Source organism: Gordonia humi (assembly GCF_014197435.1).
GTDB lineage: Bacteria > Actinomycetota > Actinomycetes > Mycobacteriales > Mycobacteriaceae > Gordonia > Gordonia humi.
Map to the genome: position 1 here is coordinate 4,661,182 of NZ_JACIFP010000001.1, position 24,231 is coordinate 4,685,412.

General features: G+C 71.4%; 11 protein-coding genes. 5 read left to right on the forward strand and 6 right to left on the reverse strand.

Annotation, left to right across the window (positions count from 1 at the left end; all coding sequences use genetic code 11):
• Nucleotides 1-87 precede the first annotated feature (87 nt).
• Genes BKA16_RS21650 through BKA16_RS21670 form a run of 5 tightly spaced genes read right to left on the reverse strand, consistent with a single transcriptional unit; the run spans nt 88 to nt 15,662 of the window.
• Nucleotides 88-4,080, reverse strand: a complete 3,993-nt coding sequence (locus BKA16_RS21650; protein WP_183372613.1) for an AMP-binding protein — start codon at nt 4,078-4,080, stop codon at nt 88-90.
• A complete protein-coding gene (locus BKA16_RS21655; RefSeq protein ID WP_183372614.1) occupies nt 4,080-5,084 on the reverse strand; it encodes an ABC transporter substrate-binding protein in 1,005 nt (334 codons plus the stop codon). The genes BKA16_RS21650 and BKA16_RS21655 overlap by 1 nt, the downstream gene beginning before the upstream one ends.
• Nucleotides 5,081-11,350, reverse strand: a complete 6,270-nt coding sequence (locus tag BKA16_RS21660) for a non-ribosomal peptide synthetase (protein ID WP_183372615.1) — start codon at nt 11,348-11,350, stop codon at nt 5,081-5,083. The genes BKA16_RS21655 and BKA16_RS21660 overlap by 4 nt, the downstream gene beginning before the upstream one ends.
• The gene (locus BKA16_RS21665) at nt 11,347-12,192 is read right to left on the reverse strand and encodes a class I SAM-dependent methyltransferase (RefSeq protein ID WP_183372616.1); all 846 of its coding nucleotides are present in this window, start codon (nt 12,190-12,192) and stop codon (nt 11,347-11,349) included. Before BKA16_RS21665 ends, BKA16_RS21660 begins: the two co-directional genes overlap by 4 nt.
• Nucleotides 12,189-15,662, reverse strand: coding sequence for an amino acid adenylation domain-containing protein (locus BKA16_RS21670; protein ID WP_343067569.1), 3,474 nt, complete (start codon nt 15,660-15,662; stop codon nt 12,189-12,191). The genes BKA16_RS21665 and BKA16_RS21670 overlap by 4 nt, the downstream gene beginning before the upstream one ends.
• A 184-nt stretch (nt 15,663-15,846) precedes the next feature.
• Here BKA16_RS21670 and BKA16_RS21675 point away from each other — a divergent pair, with 184 nt between their 5' ends.
• The 3 genes from BKA16_RS21675 to BKA16_RS21685 are packed head-to-tail and all read left to right on the forward strand — an operon-like array spanning nt 15,847 to nt 20,839.
• Complete coding sequence (locus BKA16_RS21675; protein WP_183372618.1) at nt 15,847-17,664, forward strand: ABC transporter ATP-binding protein; 1,818 nt, start codon at nt 15,847-15,849, stop codon at nt 17,662-17,664.
• On the forward strand, nt 17,661-19,418 hold the full coding sequence (locus BKA16_RS21680; RefSeq protein WP_183372619.1) for an ABC transporter ATP-binding protein: 1,758 nt from the start codon (nt 17,661-17,663) through the stop codon (nt 19,416-19,418). The genes BKA16_RS21675 and BKA16_RS21680 overlap by 4 nt, the downstream gene beginning before the upstream one ends.
• The gene (locus BKA16_RS21685; protein WP_183372620.1) at nt 19,415-20,839 is read left to right on the forward strand and encodes an MFS transporter; all 1,425 of its coding nucleotides are present in this window, start codon (nt 19,415-19,417) and stop codon (nt 20,837-20,839) included. Before BKA16_RS21680 ends, BKA16_RS21685 begins: the two co-directional genes overlap by 4 nt.
• Here the strand turns inward: BKA16_RS21685 and BKA16_RS21690 are convergent.
• Nucleotides 20,836-22,200 carry an aminotransferase class I/II-fold pyridoxal phosphate-dependent enzyme gene (locus BKA16_RS21690; protein ID WP_183372621.1) on the reverse strand — a complete coding sequence of 455 codons (1,365 nt, stop codon included), beginning with the start codon at nt 22,198-22,200 and terminating at the stop codon, nt 20,836-20,838. The genes BKA16_RS21685 and BKA16_RS21690 overlap by 4 nt on opposite strands.
• Nucleotides 22,201-22,407: 207 nt before the next feature.
• Between BKA16_RS21690 and BKA16_RS21695 the strand changes: the two genes are divergently transcribed.
• Nucleotides 22,408-22,866, forward strand: coding sequence for an HNH endonuclease (locus tag BKA16_RS21695; RefSeq protein WP_183372622.1), 459 nt, complete (start codon nt 22,408-22,410; stop codon nt 22,864-22,866).
• 108 nt (nt 22,867-22,974) lie between these two features.
• Complete coding sequence (locus BKA16_RS21700; protein WP_183372623.1) at nt 22,975-24,183, forward strand: RtcB family protein; 1,209 nt, start codon at nt 22,975-22,977, stop codon at nt 24,181-24,183.
• Nucleotides 24,184-24,231 lie beyond the last annotated feature (48 nt).

The window sequence follows — 24,231 nt, forward strand, 5'->3', positions numbered from 1 at the left end:
GACGGGTAGTGAGTCTACGTCAGGTGTCGCGCGCACCGTGCAACACCTCACCCGGCCGGCCGCGGAGAACGGTGCGTGCTGCGCGGGTCAGGTGATCGGCGGGCTCGACGGGTCGGCATCCCATCGCGCGAGCACGGCCGCGAGGACGTCCGGCGGACAGTCCGGCGACGACGTGTGGGCGACGACGCTTCCGTCGTCGGCGACCACGACGGTCACCGGATGTGCGGTGTCCCACCGTTCGTCGAACATCACCGCGACGTCGGCGGGACGCTCCTCGGACAGGCTTCGTCGCCCCTCACGCGAGCCCCACGCCGTCGCGACCGCCGCGTGCCTCCGGTCCAGTTGGTCGGCACCGCCGGCGTCCAGGTCGTCTGCGGGAACCAGATCGGTCAGCGGTCCGAGAACCGACGTCTCGACATCGGGCCGCCACTCGACGTCCAGCGAAGGACGCACGCCGGTCACCGCGACGAAGGCCGCTGCGAGCGCTCGGGCCGCCGCGGCCCGGTCGCCGGAGTACGACGACAGCCGGCCCGCGACCTCTGTCCGCGACCCACCGTCGCTCGACCACACGTGTGTCCGCCCGGCAGGGACCCCATCGCTGCCTTCGACCGCGGCGCCACCGATCTCCGGGCGATCGCCGTCGGAGATCAGCAGTGCGGCGACCTTCCGGGCCGACACGGTGTCCAGGACGAAGGGCGAGGCGCGGACGGTCAGCGTCGCCGCCGCTCGGTCGACGACGACCGCGGTGCCCGCGCCGTCGTCGGTATCGGTGTCGGGTTCGATGACAGGTACGGCGCAGCCCTCGGACTGCGCGATCCGTATCCGCCCGCGCCGCGAGACCGACACCGTCCGCCGCAGCGCGGGCACATCGCGCGCGAACCGCCCGACCCGCTCCCGCAGAGCGCTCACATCCACCTCGGCCGGACAGGCGACGGTGCCCCGGATCGGTGGAGAGCCACCGGTGAACCAGCGCGACGACGGTGCCGACGACACCGCGGTCACCGACCCCTCGCCGGCCGGCCTGCGCGACCCGGCGAATCGGTCGACGAGCGCACCGACCGTGCGGAGTTCGAACACGTCGGCGGCGGTGAAGGCGAAGCCCTCCTCGCGCGCCCGTCTGCTCAGTTCCACCAGGTGCATGCTGTTGGCGCCGCACGCGAACAGGTCGGCGTCGACACCGACGTCGTCCACGCCGAGGATCTGCGCGGCCAGATCGGCGACGGTGCGGTGCGCCGCTCCGACGGGCTCGCTGCGCTGCTCGTGCGGGATCGCCGCGCGCAGGGCGCCGTAGTCGACCTTTCCGCTCGGCAGCGTCGGCAGCCGGTCCAGGCGTCGGACGTCGGCGACGGCCACCCCCGGCGGCAACGACGACGACGCTCCGCGCACGGTGGTCAGACGGTCGAACGGTTCGGTGGCCTCGACCAGACCGACGAGCGTATCGACACCGGCGTCCGTAGACGCGACGACGACCGCGGCCGCCGCCACCCCCGGCATCGACAGGAGTGCGCTCTCGGCCTCGGCCCGCTCGAGCCGCACGCCGTTGATCTTCATCCGACCGTCCGGACGTCCGAGGATCGCGAGATCGCCCGTCTCGGTGACCCGCCCCCGATCGCCGGTGCAGAACATCCGCTCCCCCGGCCGCTGCGGATCGGCGACGAACGCCCGCGCGGTGGCGGCGGGGTCGTCCAGATAGCCGTGGGCGAGCGACGGCCCCGCGACGTACACGACGCCGACGACCCCCGCGCGCACCGGTCGCAGCCGGCCGTCGAGGACCCTGACCCCACTGTCCGACAGGCGACCGACCGTGGGGCCGCCCGGGTCTCCGACCGGACCCTCGACGACGTCCCCGGCCAGTTCCGCGCACCCGTACGAATTGCGGACCTCGACACCGGTCGCCGTCAACGCCGCCGTCACCTCGTGCGGCGGCCGCGCGCCGGTGAGCACGATGCGTTCCAGTCGTGCGACGGCGTCCGGCGTCTGCCGGATCAGGCTGTCCCACACGGTCGGCACCGCCATCAGATGCCGGCACGACGCCGCGTCCATCGCCGCCGCGAGGCCGCGGGGATCGGCGCGGTCGGGGGCGTCGACCAGGTGCAGACCGATGCCCGCGCACAGGGCGTCGACCACCTCGGTGACGCCGTCGACGAAGTTCATCGAACTCTTCGCCAGCCGGATCTCGCCCGGCTCGACGGGCCAGTGTCGCGCCGCCCATCGCACGCGGGCGGCGAGCGCCCGATGACTGACCGGGATCACTTTGGGCGCACCGGTGCTGCCCGACGTGGTGCCCAGGTAGGCGACCGATTCGGGGTGCGGTCGGCGGCCGCGGCCACCGTCGGAGCCCTCTCCGGCCGCGCGAATCCGCTCGATGGGCCCGCCCGCGGCATCCAGGACCTCCGCGCCCGCGTCGTCGATCACGGCGGCTCGCGCCCCGGTCGCCGCGAGCACCCGTCCGATACCGTCCACCGGATAGGTCGTGTCGACGGGCACCGCGGCCATGCCCGCCTCCCAGATCGCGAGCAGGGCGACCACCCGGTCGGCGCCGTCACACAGGATCGCGATCGGTGTCTGCGGCCGCCACCGCGCGAGCAGGCGGTCGGCCAGCGAGTCGACGGCGACGCCGAGCCCGCGGTAGTCGACCTCCGTCGGCGCGGCCGAACCCGTCAGCGCGGTGGCCTCCGGACGGCCTGCGATCCGGTCCCGGATCATCTCGACGACGGTGGCGTCCCCGCCCGCCGCGGGCTCGGCGGGCAGGGGCCCGGCCACCGCGGCGTCGACGGTCGGGTCGGCGCCCGCGCACACGGTCTCGACAAGCTCCGCGGTCAACCGTGCGACAGCGCGGGCGGTCGACGGATGCACCACGGCGAGAAGATGATCGACCTCGACCGTCGGGGCCACGCCCGGCGCACCGAGATCGACGGTCACGCTCAGACCGAATTGGCTGGTGTCCGTGGACACCGGCTCGCTGACGACCGACAACGGCGACGGCGTCGCGACCCGGCCCGGATTGGTCCGCACCGCGATCATGAGCGTGGCAGCATCACGCGGTCCGCTGCGGGCCGCGAGCTGGTCGAAGTCGACGTCGCGGAACTCCAGTGCGCGGTATCCAGCCCGGGTCGCGGCGCCGATCGCCTCCGACAGAGTGCCCGCCGGATCCACCGTCACCGGGACGGGCACCAGATTTCCGAAGTAGCCGACCGTGGAGTCGGTGCCGTCGCGGTGCACCACGGGGGTCACCACGGGTGGACGCCTCGCGCCGGTCACGGCATGGACGGCCACCGTGCCGAGCGCCAGGACCAGGGAGAACACCGATCCGCCCGAGCGACGGGCCGCGGCGTCGAGCGCCGCGGCGTCCGCCCCGATCTCGGCGCGCACCCGGGCGCCCGCCCCGCGCCCGGACGAGGCGCCGCCCGCCGGACCGAAGTCGAGGTCGTCACGAGGTTCGTCGCCGGCCGCGGCCGCGGCTGCTGCAGCGATCCGCTCGGCGCTCGCGACCGGCCTCGACCGTCGTGCACGGCGCTGCGGCGGCGTCCCCTCGTACGCCCGCAGGATCACGGTCACGAGCACCTCCCACGACCGGTCGTCGACCGCGATGTGGTGCGCGACGAATGCGACGGCCGCACCCCCGTCGGCGGTGTCGACGACCTGTGCGCGCCAGGGCGCTTCGCGGCCCAGGTCGAACGGTGTCGACGCGAGGTCGCGGGTCCGTCGACGCACCGCCTCACGATCGCCGACGACGACGTCGACGCGCGGCGCCGCATCGGTCTCGACCCAGCGCGGCTCATCCGCGTCGCCGCCGATCACACTGCGCAGGACCGGTTCGGCGCCCGTCGCGGCGCGGACGGCGTCGGCGAGCCGGGCGGCGTCGACACCGTCGTCGGCGGTGAACCACCAGATGATCCCAATGTTGTGCGAGACGTCGTCCGGATCGATCCGGGCCAGCGTCCACAGGCGACGTTCACCCGCGTCGAGCCGTTCGGCGTCGACCGCGATGGCCGGCTCCGCCGCGCCGGAGTCCGGCGGGTGCAGCCCGCGCGCGGCGAGCCGCGACGCGAGCGCACTCGCGAATGCCGCCGATCGCATCAGGCGAGTGCCGGCCGCAGCTGCTCGAGCAGATACGACGTCGACGCCGGATTCGCGGTCAACAGTGCGCCGGCGAGGTCGGTCGAGATGACCCGCAGGTGGTCACCGAACGCCGACGCGACGACCGGACGGCTCGAGAAGTCCTTGCCGCCCTCGTCGCCGGGCGTGCTCACCAACACCTTCTGCGCCGACGAGACGCGCGTGTAGTTCTCCGGGGCCAGCACGGTGAACCCGCCCTGCGTCCCCTGCGCGCCGAGTTCGGCGACCTGCGGGTCCAGGGTCATGCCGAGCGAGGCGAAGAACCGGGTCGACGGGTTCTTCTCCGAGGCCAGCAGGTACAGCTGGTCGCCCGCGAACTGGCCGAACGCGTACGACATGCCCTTGATCTTCGGGTTCGCCGCGGTGAACTCGGTGATCTTCTTCTGCGACGAGGCGATCAGCTCGCGTGCGGCGTCCGACTTCCCGAGCGCCTGTCCGATGAGTTCGACGAGGGTCTCACCCGAGTCGGCGAACGGCTCGGTCTTGTACACGACCGTCGGTGCGATGTGCGACAGTTCGTCGTACTTGTCGATGTACGGCTGCTGTGCGGTGGTGGCGAGGATGACGTCCGGGCGGAGCGCCGCGATCGCCTCGATGTTGGGGGTCATGCTGTCCAGGCTCATCACCGACGCCGGCAGCGCCGGTGAGGTCCCCGGCCAGTTCTTGTCGGGTGCGGACGGGTTCGCGACCGCGCCGACGACGTCCCCGCCGAGCGCCACGGCGATCTGCACGTCGCCGGAACCGACCGCGACGATGCGCTCGGGTGCGCCGGGCAACTCCGCGGTGCCCTTCGCGTGTGTCACCGAGATCGCTCCGGAACCGTCGCCGTCGCCGTCGTCGTCGGAGCTGCCGCAGGCGCTCAGCCCGGCGACGAGGAGCAGTACGGCTGCCAGCGCCCACCATCGGACGGACAGGGGCCTCCTGGCCCGAATGCTCTCGATTCGTGTGTTTCCAGTGCGAATCATTGTCGTATACCTTTCCCGGTGTCGGCGAGGAGTCGGTCCTCGCCGAAGACATGGTCGGCGAAGAAGTCCACGATCGCGGGGGCGGTGACCGCCCAGCCCTGCGCCGTGGCCATGCCGTGGTGATCGAGGTCGGTCGAGATCACCGTCAACAGGTCGCCGAGACGGTCGGCCCAGACCTGTGCGCTCCGCGCGATCAGCGCGTCGGTGACTCCGGCGGTGCCGCGGGCCTGAACGAGCAGGGTCGGGACCGCCGTGGCCCGGGGAACCGGTGCATGCATCATCCGCGAATGCCGCAGATACGACTCGCGGACTCGCTCGGCGCGCCTACGGTCGTCGTCGGCCCCGGTCCCCGACTCGTGTACGGCCACGAATTCGTCTGCGGCGGCGAGGATCTGCTCGTCGGAGGCCGGCGGCACCCCCATCTCGGAGAGGAGATGGGAGTCGAGCAGGACGGTGCAGGCGACCCGTACGCCGCGCGTCGCGAGCGCATCGGTGAGCAGGTAGGCCAGCTGACCGCCGAACGACCAGCCGATGAGGCCGACGACGACACGCCCCCGCGCGTGGCAGACCCGGGCGATCTCGTCCGCGTGCCGGTCGAGGAGCGCATCGACCGTCGTCGACCCGGCGGTCGCGTCCGCGAGCGCCAGATCCTGCACGGCGCGGACGGTCCAGTCGTCGTCGACGTGGGCGCGGAGCCCGAAGAACGGCCGCGCGGAGCCGCCCGCGGGATGGATGCAGAAGACCAGCGGGCCGTCCGACGCGCCGCCCACGATGTCGACGACCGCGGCCGAGTCGTCCGATCGAGTCTGCGAGCCGTGTGCGAGGTCGGCCGCGGTGGCCCCGGCGTAGATCTCCCCGAGACTCACCTCCCGGCCGAGGACGGCCGACAGCCGCGCCGCCAACCGGACGGCCAGCAGCGAGTGGCCGCCCAACGCGAAGAAGTCGTCACGTCGGCCGATCTCGCTCGTATCGATGTCGAGGAGGTCGCCGAGGACGTCGACGATCTCCTGCTCGACGGTGCTCGCGGGCGGCCCGCCGCGACGGACGGCCGCGGCGACGGGTTCGGGCAGCGCCGCCCGATCGAGCTTGCCGTTCACCGTCAGCGGCAGCCGCTCCACCGGGGTGAACGACTCCGGCACCATATAGGCGGGCAGTTCGGCGCTCACGTGCTCGCGGATCGCGTCGAGATCGGCGTCCGGCGCCACCAGGTAGGCGGCCAGACGCGCGGTGCCCGCTTGGCCGGTCACCGCGACCACCGCGCAGTCGTGGACGGTGCGATGGCGTCGCAGCACATCGGCGATCTCGCCGGGTTCCACGCGGTTGCCGCGGATCTTGACCTGATCGTCGCTGCGGCCGATGTAGTCCAGGCCGCCGTCGGCGGTGCACCGCACCAGGTCGCCGGTGCGGTACATGCGACCGCCCGCGCGGTCGAAGGGATCGGCGACGAATCGTTCGGCCGTCAGATCGGCGCGTTCGGCGTAGCCGCGGGCGGTGCCGACACCGGCGAGATACAGTTCGCCGACGGTCCCGTCGGGCACGGGTGCGAGCGCCGAGTCGAGGACCAGGGCCGTCGTGCCCGCGATCGGCCGCCCGATGCACGACCGGTCGAACTCGTGCAGATCGGCTCCCACGGCGTTGATCGTGTATTCGGTGGGACCGTAGAGGTTCGCCGCTCGCAGACCGGGCACCGTCCGGATCGCGTCCCACAGGCTCGCGGGCACGCCCTCCCCGCCCAGTGACAGGAATTCGAGCCCGGGCCACCGCTCGTCGGACCGATCGAGCAGTCCGTGTTCGACGAGCACGGTCCCGTAGCTCGGTGTGACATCGCATGCGGAGATCGCATGCGTGCGGAAGTAGTCGAGCAGGCGGCGCGGATCGCGGCGGAGGTCGTCGTCGATGATGTGCACGACCTGCCCGTGCAGCATCCAGAACAGCTGCTCCCACGACGCGTCGAACGCCAGCGACGTCGTGTGCGCCACCCGCAGCGGGTCGGCGCCGTCGGCGCGCGCGTCGAGCACCGGGTCGAAGATGTCTCGCACGTGATTCAGATACATGTTGGTGAGCCCGCGGTAGGGCACCACGACGCCCTTCGGCCGCCCCGTCGAACCCGAGGTGAAGATCACGTACGCCGTGTTGTCGAGCCACCGCTCGTGTCGGACCGCAGGTGTCTCGGGCATCGTCGTCTCGGTCCCGGTCGACGCAGAAGCGGTCAGCGCGTCGTCGACGTCCACCACGATCGGATCGAGTCCGCTCGGAAGAAGACCGCGCAGCTCGCCGGACACCAGTACGACGGCGGGATCGGCCTCGGCGAGGATCGACGCGATCCGGTCGGGCGGGTGCTTCTCGTCGATCGGAACGTACGCCGCGTGGACGGCGAACACGCCGAACAGTGCGGCGACGGTCAGCTCGTCGCGCCGCATGAGCACGGCCACGCGCGACTCCGGCCCGACGCCCCGCCCGGACAGGATCGCGGCGAACGTGCGCGAGAGGTCGCGCAGGTCGGCGAAGGTCAGAGTGCGGCCCGCGGCGACCACCGCGGGACTCTCGCCCGCGAGGTCGGCGCGCCGCAGCAGCAGATCCCACACATCCGACGCGACGAGGTCGCCGGTCACCGGCTCACCCCGGCAGGCCTCGGGCACCGGGACTCGCGCGGCGGTGCGCAGATCGGCGCATATCGTGCCCTCGCCCGCGGCGACGGCGCCGAGCACGGCGTCGAACTCGGCCATCACGGCACCGACCCGCTCGGACGTCAGCGCCGTCCGGTGATACATGACGCGCACCCGCATCTCGTCGCCGTCGTCGACGGCGACCGTCACCGGGTAGTTCGTGGCATCGCTGAGCTCGGTGTCGCGCACCCGGATCCGGCCGCCCGCACCGAACGAGACGCCGGCACCCAGCTTGGGATGGTTCTGGTAGACGAACAGCGTGTCGAACAGGTCCGCGGGCACTCCGCGCGCGATCAGATCGCCGAGACTGACGAACGGCGCCCGCAGGCCGCGGATCTTCGCTTCGTGGAGGTCGCGGCAGGCGTCGGCGATGGGCGTCCACGGGGTGCACCGCACCCGGGTGACCACGGTGTTGAACAACAGTCCGACGGCGTGTTCGGACCCTTCCAGTTCGGCGGGGCGCCCGGAGACGACCGAGCCGAAGCACACGTCGTCGCTGCCGGTGGCGCGCATGAGGGCCGTCGCCCAGGCCAGTTCGAGCACGGTGTTCAACGACACCGCGAGCTCGGCGGCGCGGGCCCGCAGCCCGCCGGTGAGACCGCGGTCGAGACGGTAGTCGTACTCGACGGCGCTCGACGAGTCGGCGGCCAGCAGGTCGAAGCCGGGGGCGAGCGAGGTGGTCTCGGGCACGTCGCGCAGCGATTCCGCGACCGCGTCGGCCGCCGCGTCGCGGTCCTGACGCGCGAGCCACTCGTGATATCTCCGGATGCCGAACGGCTCGACGAGATCGGGGGCGCGCCCGTCGTCGAGCGCCGTGTAGGCGTCGAGGACGGCCCTGAGGAACAGTCCGCCGGACCACCCGTCGAGCAGGATGTGGTGGACGGTGAACGCGATCCGCCACGTTCGGTCGAGTCCGCGCGCGGCGTTCACCCGCAGCATCGGGGGGCGCGTCGGATCGAACGGGGTGCGCAGTGCCGTGGCGAAGATCTCCGCGGTCTGCGCGCTCGTCACCGCGCGATCGTGCACCGCCACGTCGACGGGGGTGTTCTCGGGGATCACCTGGACCAGGTCGTCGCCGACGGTGACGAACGCCGCGCGCACCGACGGGTGCCGGGCCACGGCCGCGTCGACGGCGCGGCGCAGGACGGTCGGATCGACGTCGCCGTCGACGGTGATCACATGCTGTGTGGCGTAGACGTCGGCGCCGCGGTCGTCGGACTTGAGCAGGTGCACCGCCAGCCCCCGCTGCAAGGTGGTGAGCGGCCACACGTCGGTGAGCCGCCCGTAGTCGGCGGTGAGCCGTTCCACGTCGAACGGGCCGAGTTCCACGAGCGGTCGGATGTCGCCGTTCGGTGCGTCGTCGCGGGGCACGGCGTCGATGCGGGCGGCGAGCGCGCCCGCCCACGCCTCCGGGTCGACGCCCGTCGTCGCTCCGCCGACGGTGACCCGCACCGACCAGCAGGCCTCCTCGCGCGAGACGACGACGCTCGGACCATCGGCCGGGGCCGCACCCGCGACGGTCACGGTGACGGTGTCGGCCGGTTCGAGGTCGACGTCGAGGACGTCCACTGTGTGCGGACTCACGTCCCGGATCACGCGGTACACCCGCGGATCGGGGCGGTCGACGACACCGTCCCCGGTCACCAGGATCGGCGCGCAACGACGGCGTCGGGCCAGTCGGGTCCACGCGCGCGGATCGTCGCGATCGGGTTCGTCGAGCATGAACCACAGGCGCGCGGTGGTTCCCGCGATCGTCTCGGCCAGCGATGCGCAGACGAGTTCACCGATCCGGCAGAGTGCGGCGAGCGGCGGTTCGCCCGACAGCTCGGCCGTCGCCGATACGAGTGCACCCGGCGCGCTCTCCCCGGCGTCCGCGTCGCCGTCGTCGAGGTAGTCGGCCCAGTCCTCGGCGACGTCGAGCAGGGCCGGATCGTCGGGGTCGACCTGATCGGTCGGCTGCGACACGGCGCCGGCCGCGAGCGCGCGACGCAGCACCTCGGCGGCCTCGGAGTCGACGATCCGATCCGGCAGGGCGCACACCCGCCGACCGTCCTCGTCCGCCACGAGCGGCCCGTCGATCACCTCCGGTTCGGCGGCGGGTGCGGTCACGGCGGCCGCCAGAGCGATCGCCCGCGCCGTCGTGTCCGGCCGCCCACCGACGGTGTCCACGTCGACGAGACGACGTACGCCCGCGACCCCGGGTGCCGACGCCGCGAACGCGGCGGTCTGCGCTACCGACAGATCCGGATGAAACACCAGTTGGGCGAGGGCGCCGAGCACGGCGCCGAGCAGTCGTTCGGCCCGGTCTGCGTCGATTCGCGCGCGCTGATACAGCAGCGACACCCCCGGACCGTCGTCATCGTGATAGATCCCGACGGTGACGGGGAACGGCGCCGACATCCGCAGCGGCGGCCGCGACCGGACCGTGGTGCCGTCGATGCCCAGGTCGATCCGTGCCGGCGTCGTCGTATTGATCATCACCTCGAACAGCCGGTGACGACGACGGCTCGCCAGATCGCGCGCCACCTCGTCGAAGGCGTCCGCCGAATGCGCGACGTGCTCGCGGTACTCGGCGGTGAGCGCATCGAGGAGGTCGCCGAGAGCGGTGTCCGGCGACAGGTCGGTGGGCAGCGCGATCGTGTTGACGAAGACGCCGATGGTGTCGGCGTGGTCGGCGGCCTCACGGGTGGAGACCGGCATGCCGACGGCGAAGCGGTCCCCGGCGCCGAGATCGCGAAGCACCAGTGCGACGGCGGCCCACAGCAGCACGAGCGGCGGGCATCCGATGCCCGCCGCGGTGTCGAGCACCGCGCGCCCGAGGGTCGGCGGCAGAGTCCGCATGACCAGCGCGCCCCGGTCGTCGCCGGTGCCGTCGGTGGCGCCCAGCGCGGGCAGGACCGAGCTGTCGGGAAGACCGTCGAGGTGACGACGCCAGTGGTCGGAGACGCCCGGTGCCGCGCCGAGCCCGGACCGGACATAGCTGTGGTATCCCCCGCCGACGGCGTCCGGACCGCCGCCGGCACCGGTCCGCGTGCGGTAGCAGGCCGCGAGATCGGCGAAGAACCGGTCGGTGGAGCCCCCGTCGAAGGCGATGTGGTGGATCGACAGCGTCAGCGCGGTGAGATCGTCTCCGGTGACGACCGCGGCACGGACCGGCAGGTCGGCGGCGAGGTCGAACGGCGCGATCATCTGCGCGTGGGCGATCTCGTCGACGGCGTCGGTCTGCTCGGACGCGGTGCCGCTCACGCGTCGACGTTCGACGCACAGCACCCGTTCGGGCTCGGTGTACTGGCGGACCAGTCCGTCGTCGCCGGTGCGGTAGACGGTGTGCAGGATCGGGTGCAGCGCCACCACGTCGCCGACGGCTGCGGCGAGGGCGTCGGCGTCGACGGGCCCGGTGAACACCAGTACGTACGGCACGTTGTAGGCCGCGGACTCGGGTGCGAGGCGCTGCGCGAAGTACATTCGCGACTGCTCCGACGACAGCGGCAGACCGTCGGCCGACACCGTGTCGGGCGCATCGTCGCGCGGCGGCGCCGCGATGCCTCGACGTTCCAGTTCGCGCGCGAGCCGGGCCCGCTGCGCGGCGTCGAGGATCACGGGTGCTCTTCCGAGTCCGGACGTCGCGCGATCACTCGGCTGTCGCGCAACGAGGTGGCCTCACGCTCGACCATCACCGCGATCGCCTCGTCGAGGAACTCGTCGAGATCGTCGCCGAGGGCGTCGGACTGCAGTCCCATGCCTGTGCGTTTGACCCGTTCGCGGACGTCCACCAGCGTCATCGGCGGCGTGTCCGGCGGCGGCGGGATCACCATGTCGTCGATCCGCGACACGATGTCGAGGCCCGCGTCGGCGAGCCGCGCGACGACGTCGGCGGAGGGATGCCTGCGCATCGTGAACGGCGCCTGCCGCAGCGGTTCTCGCCAGCGCGGTCGGTCGGCGACCTCCCGCAGGATGCCGAACTGTCCCTCCGGTTCGTCGGCGGGGTGCCCCGCATTCCACTGCAGCACCACGTATCCGCCGGGGCGCAGCGCGTCGGCCATCATGTCCAGGACCGGCCCGACGTCGGGGAGCCAGTGCATCACCCACGAGCAGTGCACGATGTCGAAGCCGCCGGGCGCCAGACGCAACGAGCTCGCGTCCGCACGGTCGACCGACACGGTGTCGGGATGGTCGCGGCAGCGCCGCCGCGTCTGGTCCACCATCGACGGCGAGAAGTCGGTGGCGTACACACTGAAGCCGCGGGCGGCGAGATCAGCGGCCACTTCGCCTGCACCGCAACCGATGTCGGCGGTCGCGGGGTCGCCCTCGAACGGGATCCCGCGCGCGGCACGATCGGCCAGGGCGACGTCGACGGCGTCGATCGCCGAACGGACCTGGTTGGCGTTGACGTCGGCGTAGTCGATCGCCGACCAGCCGGTGACGTCGGCGTCCCCCTTCATCGGACACCCCCGTTCGGTTCGGCCGACTCGGAGGCGGCGAGTTCGTCGAGTTCACCGTCCGACAGGTCCAGGACCTCGACGAACACCTGCGCCACGGCGTCGATCCGCTCGATGTCGGCCGCCCGCGACTCCAGTCGCCGGGCCAGCGACCGCGGGGTGCGGGCGGCGAACAGGTCGGCGACGGTCAGCGACGACGTCTGGAGCGTCTGCCCGATCAGCCCGGCGAGCCGGGTGGCGAGCACCGAATCGCCGCCGATGTCGAAGAAGTCGTCGTCGGCGCCGACGCGGTCACGGCCGATGACGTCCCCGAACAGCGCAGCCAACGTCCGCTCCAAGGGCGTCGTCGGCGCCGCGGAGCCGGTCGACGTCGCGGCGACGGCGATCTCGCGCAGGATCGCCGCACGGGCGATCTTCCCGTTCGAGGTCTGCTCGAAACCACCGAACACGTGGACGGCGGACGGGATCATGTACGACGGAAGACGATCGGCGAGCCGGTCGCGGATCCGGTCGCCGTCGGTGTCCGGGTCCGGTGCCGACACCGCGGCGACCAGAACGCCGTCGTGCACGGCGGCGATCGCATCGGTCACCGCCTCGTCGGCGCGCAACGCGTTCTCGATCTCGCCGAGCTCCACGCGGAACCCACGGATCTTGACCTGGTCGTCGCGGCGTCCGAGGAATTCGATCGTCCCGTCGGGCCGATAGCGCGTCATGTCGCCGGTCCGATACCAGCGTTCTCCGTCGTGTTCGACGAACCGTTCGGCGGTCCGGGCCGGATCGGCTCGGTAGCCGTCGGCCAGACCGGCTCCGCCGATCCACAGTTCACCCGCCACCCAGTCCGGGCAGTCCTGGCCGCGATCGTTCACCACGCGTGCGAGGACGCCGGGCAGCGGCTTCCCGAACGGCACGCACTGCCAGGTCGGGTCCGGCCGCTGTGGGTCCACCTCGCACAGGGTGTGGTGGATCGCGGTCTCGGTGGCCCCGCCCAGGCCGGCGATCCGCGCCGACGGCGCGACGGCGTGGACGCGTTCGATCAGTGCGGGCAGCACGCGGTCCCCGCCGAGGATCACGGTGGCGACCGTGCGCGCCCACCCGGGCACCTGTTCGCCGCCGGTCACCAGCACGTCGAGCACCGACGGGACACAGTACAGCTGCGTCACCCCGTGTTCGCGGACGAGCCGCGCGGCGGCGACGCCGTCGCGGCGCGTGTCCTCATCGACGGCCACCACCGAACCGCCGACGGCGAACAGCCCGAGCGTCTCCTGGACCGACAGGTCGAACTCCAACGCCGACAACGCGATCGAGCGGTCGTCGGGTCCCACGTCGAAGTGGTCGTTCATCGCCCGGAGCGTGTTCGCGACGGCCGCGTGCGGCACGTCGACGCCCTTCGGCTCGCCGGTCGACCCCGAGGTGAACATGACGTACGCGGTGGCCGACACGTCGGTCGGCACCGGCGCCGCCAGTGCCCTCGCACCGCGCAGGCGTGCCAGCGACTGCGGTGTCACGGTCAGTGTCGGCGCCGCGATCGCATGCATCCGCTCCACGCGTGCGGGCGGTTGATCGGCGCCCACCGGCAGGTAGGCGGCGCCCGCGGCGAGGATCGCGAGAACCGCGACGATCTGATCGGCGCCCTTGGGGAGGTCGATCGCGACGACGTCCCCCGCGCTCACGCCCTCGGCCGCCAGACCTCCCGCGACCGTCAGCGCGTCGGCGGCGACGCCGCCGTACGAGCGCGCGCGGCCGGTCTCGTCGACGACGGCGATCGCCTCCGGTGTCGATGCCGCGTGGACGAAGAATCCGTCGTGGATGCAGCGGACGGCGTCGGCGGCGGGTTCACCGATCGCCGTCCGGACCGCCGTCTGCCGGGCGGGCGCCGGAGCCTCGAGTGGGCGATACCACTCGTCGTCGGCGCTGATCAGCCGGTCGACGAGATCGCGGTGGCGCATGAACATCGCGTCGATCATCCCGGGCGGGAAGGCGTGCTCGCGGACGTCCCAGTTGGTGAGGAGCCCGCCCCGCAGCTCCACCACCTGCGCGTCCAGGACCACCTGCGGGCCCTGGGAGACGATCCACACGGGGTCGCCGAACGCGGCGAGCACATCGTCGGCGAACAGCTCGCCCAGATCTAGTCCGCTCGTGTAGACCACGGGTGCCAGGAGTTGACCGCCGCGGTGACGGCCGAGGTCGCGCAGCACGTCCAGACCCGGATACGACGCGTGCGCGGCGTAGCGGTGCAGTCGTCGCTGAATGTCGAGGGCGAGGTCGGCGAAGCTTTCGTGACCGGCATCGACGGGCAGCATGATCGAACTGGAGAAGTCGCCGCTCAGGAGCTCGACGTCGGGATGGGTCGGCTCGCGGTCGAACAGCGGCACGTTGAGCAGGAACTCGCGGTCGGTCGACCAGGATCCGACGACGTGCGCGAACACCGCGGCGAGGACCACGGCCGGGGTGACGCCCGCCCGCCGGGCGCGATCGATGAGCCGTTGTTTGGCATCGGCGTCGATCCAGTGCTCGCATCGCACCGTCCGGTGCGGGTCGACGCGCTCGTGCTCGGGTATCAGAGGCAGCCGCGGCGGATCGGGCAGATCGTCGAGGTGCTCGGACCACCACCGGCAATCTCGGTCGACGCTCGCCTCGACGCGACGGGGCTTGTCGGCGAGGTATCTGCGGTACGAATAGTCGATCGGCGCCAGCGCGTCGCCGGTCCCGCGGTAGAAGGCGGCGAGGTCGGCGAGCAGGGTCCGATAGCTGAGTGCGTCGGCGGCGAGCATGTCGATGTCGACGTGCAGCCGATGGCGTCCGCCCGGCAGCAGCGTGAGGGTGATGTCGGCGACCTTGCCCTCGTCGGCGGGCATCACCTGATGGGTCCGCACATCACGCATGCGCCCGAGCGCGGCGGCGACCTCGTCGGGCGACGATTCGCGCAGGTCCACCACCGAGTAGACCTCTGCGCGGGGCTCCGGCGGCACGTGTTGGCTGCCGTCGTCGTCGAAGACGGCGCGCAGCATCGAGTGGCGGTGCACGAGCGCCTCGACCGCGGCACGCAGGAGATCCTCGTCGATCGCCGCGCCGGCGGTCGGAGAGTCGAACTCGGCGTACAGGTGCGCGGCGACTCCGCCCAGCGGCTGATCGGACCGGCGACCGATCCAGTACGCGTGCTGCATCGTCGCCAGTTCGAACGGAGCGTCGTCGTGGCTCACCTCGTCCGTATGCGTCTCCTCGCCGCTCGCGACCGACGCACTCGCGGCGCGTTCGACGATGAGTCGGTGCCAGTCGCGCACCGTCGGTGTCGCGGCCAGGTCGGCGAAGACGACCGGAACCCCGCCGCGGCGGAGATCGGTGGCGAAGCGGATCATCTGCAGCGACTGCAGTCCGCATTCGATCAAGTTCTCATCCGGGCCGAATTCGTCGGCGGGGACGTCGATCAGTTCGGCGACTCGGCGGTGCAGATCGTTCATGTCAGGTGTTTCCACGTCACTCCTCATCGGGGATACGGCAGACATCGAGATCGGATCCATACAACGCACCGGGGCGATTCGGTGCGGCAGTATCGCTTGACTATTGATTAGGTATGCCTAAGCTGATTCTGTCAACCTAAGGCGCTCAGACGGCGCTGTCAACGATCGAACAGCAGTCGCAGGGAGGAGAGGCGTTCGTATGACAACCCCGACACCGGAGCGCGCGAAGACCGCCGCAGGTGTGATGTCGAGGGCGAAAGACCTGGTGGCGAAGGTCGACGCCGTACCTCGCGTCGACCGCGAACCGCTCCGACGCCTGTCGGCGCCCGCCGCCGGACTCATCCGGCCGGCCACCGGGCTGCAGGCGTTCGCGTCGGCGCTCATGGTGGTGACGCTGATCGGCATCTGGATCGTCGCCGATGCGGGGATCACCGGGCTGACCGGCGACGGCGACGTCGCCTCCGGCCGGGTGTACCTGGGCATCGGCCTGGTCGCGGGGGCATCCGTAGTCGGCTTCGCCGCGACCTCTGCCGCCTACTATCTGACGCACATCGCCGACCTGCGCGTACGACGCTCCGTCCGCCTCGCCGTCGCCGAGCGTCTCGGGGTGCTGCCACTCGGCTGGTTCGACTCGAGCGCATCGCAGAAGGCGCTGTCGGCGTTCGGTTCGGACGTCGAGACGATGCACACCGGTGTCGCGCACGGCCGGATGGAACTGGTCCAGTCCGTCGTCACTCCGGTGCCGGTGCTGGTGTGGCTGTTCGTCGTCGACTGGCGTCTGGCCCTGGTGGCGGCCGTCGGCCCGGTGGTCAACTTCGTTCTGCAGCAGCGCATCATGCTGCGCGCCATGAACCACCAGGTCGAACAGGGCGCCGCCGTGGCCGATCTGGTGGGCGCCGCCAATGAGGAGATGCGCGACGCCGTCACGTTGCGGGTCGCCCCCGTGCCTGCCGGACCGACCCGGCTGCTGGCTGCGGCACGCCGCCTGCACCGGGTGGTCGTCGACTCCCACCTGGAGCAGGAGGCTCGCGGATCGCGTATCGCGACGCTCATCGATCCGGTCTTCGGGCTGCTCGTGGTGCTGGTGGTCGGCGTGATCCTCATCGAGTACTCGACACTGACGCCCGCCGGTCTCATCGCGTTCGCCGTCGGCACCGTCGTCGTGGCGTCGGCCCCGGCGGCCGTGACCGGGGCGCGGTTCGGCATCGTCACCGCGGCGATGGCCGCGGTCCGGATCGAAGAACTGCTCGCCGCCCCCGCGCTCACCGCGCCGGCCGCGCCGAAGACGCCGGTCGACAACGGCATCGTCGTCGACGAGGTGAGTTTCGGGCACGACCCGGCGGCGCCGGTGCTGCGCGGAGTGTCGCTGACCGTGGCGCCGAACAGCTTCACCGCCGTCGTCGGACCGTCGGGAGCGGGCAAGTCGACGCTCTGCGCGTTGATCGGCCGCCACCACGACGTCGACGCGGGCGCGATCCGGATCGGCGGCGTCGACGTTCGGGACATCGACCCCGTCGACCTCGCACACAGGGTGGCGATCCTGCCGCAGCGTGCCGTGCTTCTGCGCACCACGGTCCGCGACAACATCCGGCTCGCCCGCCCCGACGCCTCCGACGCCGAGGTGATCGCCGCTGCTCGGACCGCGCACATCCACGACCGCATCACCGCGCTGCCCGACGGATACGACACGGTGATCGGCGACGGCCTGTCGCTCTCGTCGGGCGAGAGCCAACGGATCGCGATGGCGCGCGCGCTGATCACCGACCCCGAGATCCTGATCCTCGACGAACCGACCGCGCACGTCGATCCCGAATCGGCGGCCCGGATCCATCGCTCGCTGGCCGGCATCGCGCGCAGCCGGACCGTTCTACTCATCGCCCACCAGTTGGAGACCATCCGCCACGCCGAACAGATCGTCGTCGTCGAGGACGGGCGGGTCACTCGGTCGGGCGCCCACGACGACCTCGTCGGCACCGATGGCGTCTACCGCCGACTCTGGGAGGCGATGTCCTCATGATCTCCGAACTCCTGTCGGTCCTGGACCGCGACACGGTGCGCGGCTACCGCGCCCAGATCGTCCGCAGCGTGATCTACGCGGTGCTCGAGGGGATCACGATCGCCCTCACCCTGCCGACGCTCGCGGCCGTCGTCGCCGGCGACACCGACGCGTCGGTCCGGTGGCTCATCGCATTGGCCGTTCTGGCCGCCGCGACGCTCCTCGCCCACGCACACACCGTCCGGAAGGGGACGCGCGCCACCTTCGACGCGATGGCGGCGGTGCAGAGCCTGGAGGTCGCGCAACTGCGGCGGGTTCCGCTCGCCTGGTTCGGGGCGACCAACAACGCGGGGCTGATCTCGCTGCTCTGGCCGGGCGCCATCAGCATCACCCGCAACATCCTGCTCAATCTCGGGGAACTCGCGCGCGGGCTGATCACCCCGGTGATCGTGCTCATCGCGGCCGCATTCGTCAGTCCGGCGGCCGCCGTGGTCATGGTGATCGCCGCCCCCTGCATGTTCCTGGTCCACCGGATCACCACGCGCAGGCTCGAGGAGGCCGAACGCGCCGACCACGCGGCCAACACCGAGGCGACCGCACGCGTCATCGAGTACGCCGAGGCGCAGCCGGTCCTGCGATCGGCCGACCGCAACAATCTCGGGATGCGCCTGCTGACCGATTCGCTCGACGAACTCGACGCGGCGGCGCGAGTGGGCGTGCGGACCGAGATCCTCGCCCGGGCCGGTTTCGGCACCGCGGTGAACGTGGCGATCTCGGCGGTCGTCGCCGTCGTCGGGTGGGCCATGCTCGGCACCGGAGCCGATCTCGCCGCGCTCGTCGCGCTGTTGACGCTGTCGCTGCGGTTCACCGAACCGGTGATGGCGGTGGCGACCACCGCCCGCATGCTGCGCACGTCACGGGCCACCGTCCGGCGCACCGTCGACTACCTGCGGATCGCGCCGCTGCCCGAGCCCGGAGACCCACAGATCCTGCCCGCGGAAGGACCGCTGTCGGTGACGTTCGACGGCGTCGACTTCACCTATCCCGGCGCCGACGAGCCCACCCTGACCGGTGTGGATCTGACGGTGCCTGCGGGCACGGTCACCGCCGTCGTCGGACCGTCGGGCGCGGGCAAGAGCACCCTCCTGCGCCTGGTTCCCCGCTTCGCCGACGTCGACTCGGGTGCGATCCGCCTCGGCGACGTCGACGTCCGTGCGACGACCACCGACCGGCTGTATCCGTCGGTGGGGATGATCCTGCCCGAGGTGACTCTCCTGGACCGGAGCATCCGCGACAATGTGACGGCCTTCCGACCTGATGCGACCGACGAAGAGCTGGCGTGGGCGGCGCAGGTGTCCGGCGTCGACGAGATCGTCGAACGGCTGCCCGGCGGGTGGGACGCGCCGGTCGGTCCGCTGGGCGGCGACCTGTCCGGCGGTGAACGTCAGCGCGTGCAGATCGCCCGCGTCGCCCTGCAACGGCCCGCCGTCGTGGTTCTCGACGAGGCCACCGCGGCCCTCGACACCCTGTCGGAGCAGAAGATCCAGGCCTGGGTACGCGGGCTCGCGGGCCGCGCCACGGTGATCGTGGTGGCGCACCGCATGCGGATCGTCGACGACGCCGACCAGGTGGTCGTGGTCCAGAACGGGCGCATCGTCGAATCCGGGACCGCCGACGAGCTGCGAGCGGCCGACGGCGCCTTCGCCCGGATGCGTCGGACCCGCAGCGACACCTCGGAATGGGCCCTCGACGAGACGGAAGAGGTCGCTCCGTGACCGAGGAGCGGACGCGTTTCTCCCGCAGGCAGACGCTGATACTGGGGTCGCTGCTGGCGACGACCATCATGTTCACCATCGACATCACGATCGTGACGGTCGCCCTCCCCGAGATCGGGGACGCGCTCGACGGCGCGACGATCGGCTCGCTGCAGTGGGTGATCATCGGCTACACCGTGACCTTCGGATCGCTGCTGCTGATCTGCGGGTCGTTGTCGGACGCCCTCGGGGTCCGGCGGATGTTCCTCGCGGGCACCGTCGGCTTCGCCGTGTTCTCGCTGGCCTGCGGTCTGGCGCCGACCATGCTGTGGCTCAACGTCGCCCGGGCGCTGCAAGGGGTGGCGGCCGCGGTGATGTTCGCGGTGATCATGCCGCTGCTCGCCCGGACCTTCGACGAGTCGGTCCGCGCCCGCGCGATCGGCTACTGGTCGGGTGTGGTTGGCGTGTCCGGGGTCCTCGCGCCCGCGGTCGGCGGACTCCTCGTCGATGCGGCCGGGTGGCGGTGGATGTTCCTGATCAATCTTCCGGTGGCCGTGATCGCCGTCGCCCTCATCTGGTTCACCGTCGACGACGACGGCGGCTCGCGCCCGTTCTCGTTCGGCTCCTTCGACGTGCTCGGCGCCGTGCTGCTCGCCGGTGCCCTCACCGCCGTCAACCTCGGTGTGGTGTGGGCGCAGTCGGACGGGTGGCTGGCCGGTTCGACGCTCGGCGGGCTCGGCGTCTTCATCGTGTTGATCGCGGTGTTCGCGGCCTGGGAGTCGCGCGCGTCGAATCCACTCGTCGATCTGAGGCTGCCCACGAACCGGGTCTTCGGCGGCGTATCCGCGCTGGCTCTGCTCAACCGCGTCGCCACCGTCGGCGCCGCCGTGTATCTGGTGATCCTCCTTCAGGACGGCTACGGCTATTCGGCGGCCGCGACCGGACTCCTGCTGCTGCCGCTGGGTCTCGCGACCATGGTCGCGTCGATCTGGGCCGGTCGGGCCCAGGACCGCCTGGCGGCGTCGACGATCCTCGCGATCGGATTCGGCGGACTCGTCGTCGGATCGGCGCTCCTGTCCTGGCAGGTGGGCGCGCAGCACGCGCCCGCCGTGCTGATTCCCGCGATGATCGTCTGGGGTGCGGCCAACGGGCTGGCCAACGCCCCGATCATGGCGGTGACGACGGCATCGGTGCCGATCGAACGGGTCGGGATGGCCACCGGTCTGGTCAACAGCTTCTTCCCGATCGGCGCGGGCCTGGGTACCGCCGTCCTCGGTTCGGTGTTCGCCGGCGGTGTCGGCGACGGTTCACGCGCGTCGATGGCCGGTGCGACGTCGACGGTGTACGCGGTGGTGTGCGGGCTGATGGTCGTCGCCGTCGCGGTGGCGCTCACCCTCTCCCCGCGGGTTCGTCGCCCCGCGCGCGCGGGCGTTCGCGCCTAGAACGGATCGATCTCGAACACCTCTGCGCCTGCGGGGGCTCCGACTTCGCGGACCGTCGACTCCTGGTCGAACGGGGTGGCGATCGGCACGCCCGGCGGATAGGCGACGACGAACGCCGCCGCCGAGGTGAACGTCGTCGGCGCCGGGCCGGTGCGACCCCGGGCGCCCCGGCCCGCGCGCTGCAGACCGTCGACGAGCGCGTCGACGGCGGCCTCGCCGACGCCGATGGTCGTCGCCGCCACCAGGCGTCCGGCGGCCACCCGTGAGAGGTGCACACCCGTGTCGTTCCACAGGCCGCGTCTGCACTGTTCGGCGTCGAGCCCGATCGGCGGCGCGATGTGCACGCGCAGCGGATCGGCCTCGTAGTGCTCCCCCGGGTCGAGGGCGACGGTGTGGAACGACGTCTCGGCGTCGATCCGCCTGCGAAGGTCGGCGGCGCGATCGAGCGCACGGCCCACCGTCTGTGCGCCGCGTCGGACGGCGAGTTCGCGGGCGAGGTCGAGCGAGGCGAGGATAGGCCAGGACGGGGAGGTCGTGTGGTGTACGAACACGCTCTGACTCACTCGCGCGGCGAGGTCGGGCTCGTTCCCGACCGACAGGTGCAGGTACGCCGCCTGCCGCATGGCGACCATCGTCTTGTGCGCTGAGTGCACGATGAGGACCGGGTTGCCGAGACCGTGGGCGCGCAGCGCGGCCACCCCGGCCGAGGGCCCCGGGCCCCTCGTCTGCGGTGCGAACGTGTGGATCGCGCACCAGGCGTCGTCGAGCAGGAAGCGGGTGTGCGGAGCTGCCGCGGCGGCCAGCGACAGCAGCACCGAGGCGCAGTCGACTCGTCGCCCGTCGTACGACGACGCCGCCACGATCACCAGATCGGGCGGGCGCCCGCGGGCGACGGCGTCGGATAGTCGGTCGACGGCCGCGTCGAAGTCGACACGACCGTCGACCGTCGCCATCAGGTCCACCTCTCCGGCATCGCGCTCCACCGCGAAGTGCAGCGACTGGTGCGCGGTCGGATCCAGCATCACTCGGCCGCCCCGAGCGAGCGCCGCGGTGGAGGCGATCACGTTGGCGGCCGACGCCCCGGTCGAGACGAAGTACGTCCGGTCCACACCGAACGCCGCCGCGGCCAGCCGGTGCGCGTCCGCGAGCGCCCGGTCCGGACGGTGGAACGAGTCCAACGACGCGTGCGACCACGACTGATCGTGCGTGCGCACGGCGCCGTACACGCTCTCGAGGATTCCGCCGAGGTCGTCGTCGACGTCGAGTTCACCGGCCCACGGAGTCGCGTGGACGTTGGCGCGCACCGCCGCTTCTGCGGCGATCAGCGCATCGCACAACGGGACTCGGGACACGAACGGCACCTCTCATACTTTAATGCAGCCTAACCTAACTAGAAGGACCCTGGTATGCAACAGCCGATCGAATCACTCCCCGATCCGAATATTCCGTTGACTCCCGTCTGCCGGGACGCTTACGTTTGCTTGTCGCGACGACGGCGTCGTCGTCGCGTTACCCTGCGGGATCGGCCCGTCTGGGTTATTTTCTTCCAGGAGGGAGGTGCACCCGCCATGACGGTTCCGCCGATCGACGCGATATCCGTGATAGTCCGTAACGCGGATAACGCTGTGCTGCACCGTCGTCCCTTCCGCGACGTGGTCGCGAACCTCCTGGAGAACAAGGTGTGGATGATCGCCGGATTCGATCCGCCGATCATCGCCCACTCGGTGTCCATGCAAGTGGAGGTCCCCCGCGAGGTGATCCTCCGCGAGTACGTGTACCGCCCGTACGTGGAGCGCGAGCACACCACCCGGGAGAAGGTCCTGCGCCGCGACAAACATCTGTGCGCATATTGCGGTGAGCACGCGGACACGTGGGATCACGTGATGCCGCAATCGCGCGGCGGCGGAAACACCTGGTTCAACTGCGTCGCGGCCTGCGGCCCCTGCAACTGGGACAAAGGCGACCTCACTCCCGAGGAGGCGGGCATCCGTCTGCTCTGGGAGCCGTACCGCCCGGCCTGGGCATAGCAACCGACTCCTCGCACCACCCCACGGCGGCCGCACTCCGCGGCGGCCGCACGATTCTGTGCGCGACCTGCTTCGCCACGACCATCGACGAGAGAAAGAGATCTACAGATGAACGAGTTCCCGGCCACGCTCCCCGGAGCGCGGGCCGACACCCTCATGTGGGCCGACCCGAACGTGGTCGAGCCGGCCGCCCTGGACCAGCTTCGCAACATCTCGAAGCTGCCGTGGGTGCACCGGCTCCGCGTGATGCCCGACGTCCACCTCGGCAAGGGCGCGACCGTCGGGTCGGTGATCGCCATGCGCGACGCCGTCTCACCGGCTGCCGTCGGCGTCGACATCGGCTGCGGCATGGCAGCGGTGCCGACGAACCTGACGGTGGACGACCTGCCCGACTCGCTCGCACCGCTGCGCAAGGGAATCGAGAACGCGGTACCTGTCGGCTTCGGCATGCACAAGAGCACCGCATCGGTGCTCCGGACCGACGAGCGGCTCAAGCGGGAAGCCGAGCGACTGTTCGGCTCCTTCGACCGGCTGCACGCGCCGAAGATCGCCGACCGCGAGACGCGTGCACACCGACAGGCGGGTTCGCTCGGCGGCGGCAACCACTTCATCGAGGTGTGCTCCGACGACCACGACCGCATCTGGCTGATGCTGCACTCGGGTTCGCGGAACATCGGCAAGGAACTCGCCGAACGGCACGTGGCGACCGCGAAGACCCTCGAGCACAACCTCGATCTGCCCGACCGGGATCTGGCCGTGTTCCTGGCGGGCACCGACGAGATGGACGCCTACCTGCACGATCTGTACTGGGCGCAGGACTACGCGCGACTCAACCGGGCGACGATGCTCGCGATGGTCAAGACCGTTGTCCGCGAGCACTTCCCGACCGTCGAGTTCCGCGACGAGGTGCAGTGTCATCACAACTACGTCGCCCGGGAGACCTACGAGGGCGTGGATGTGATCGTCACCCGCAAGGGTGCGATCCGCGCGGGTTCGGGCGACCTCGGGCTCATCCCGGGGTCGATGGGCACCGGTTCGTTCGTGGTCCGAGGACTCGGCAACGAGCAGGGCCTCTGCTCGGCGTCGCACGGTGCCGGACGGCGCATGTCGCGGAACAAGGCGCGCCGCTCGTTCACCGTCGACGACCTCGCGGTCCAGACCGCGGGGGTCGAGTGCCGCAAAGACGGTGGCGTCCTCGACGAGATCCCCGGTGCGTACAAGGATCTGCAGTCGGTGATCGACGCGCAGACGACCGGCTCGTCGCCGCTCGTGGAGGTCGTGACCCGGCTCTCGACGCTGCTCTGTGTGAAGGGCTGACGACCGGCGCAGACATCGGAAATGAGGTGGACGACGTCACCGGCCGGT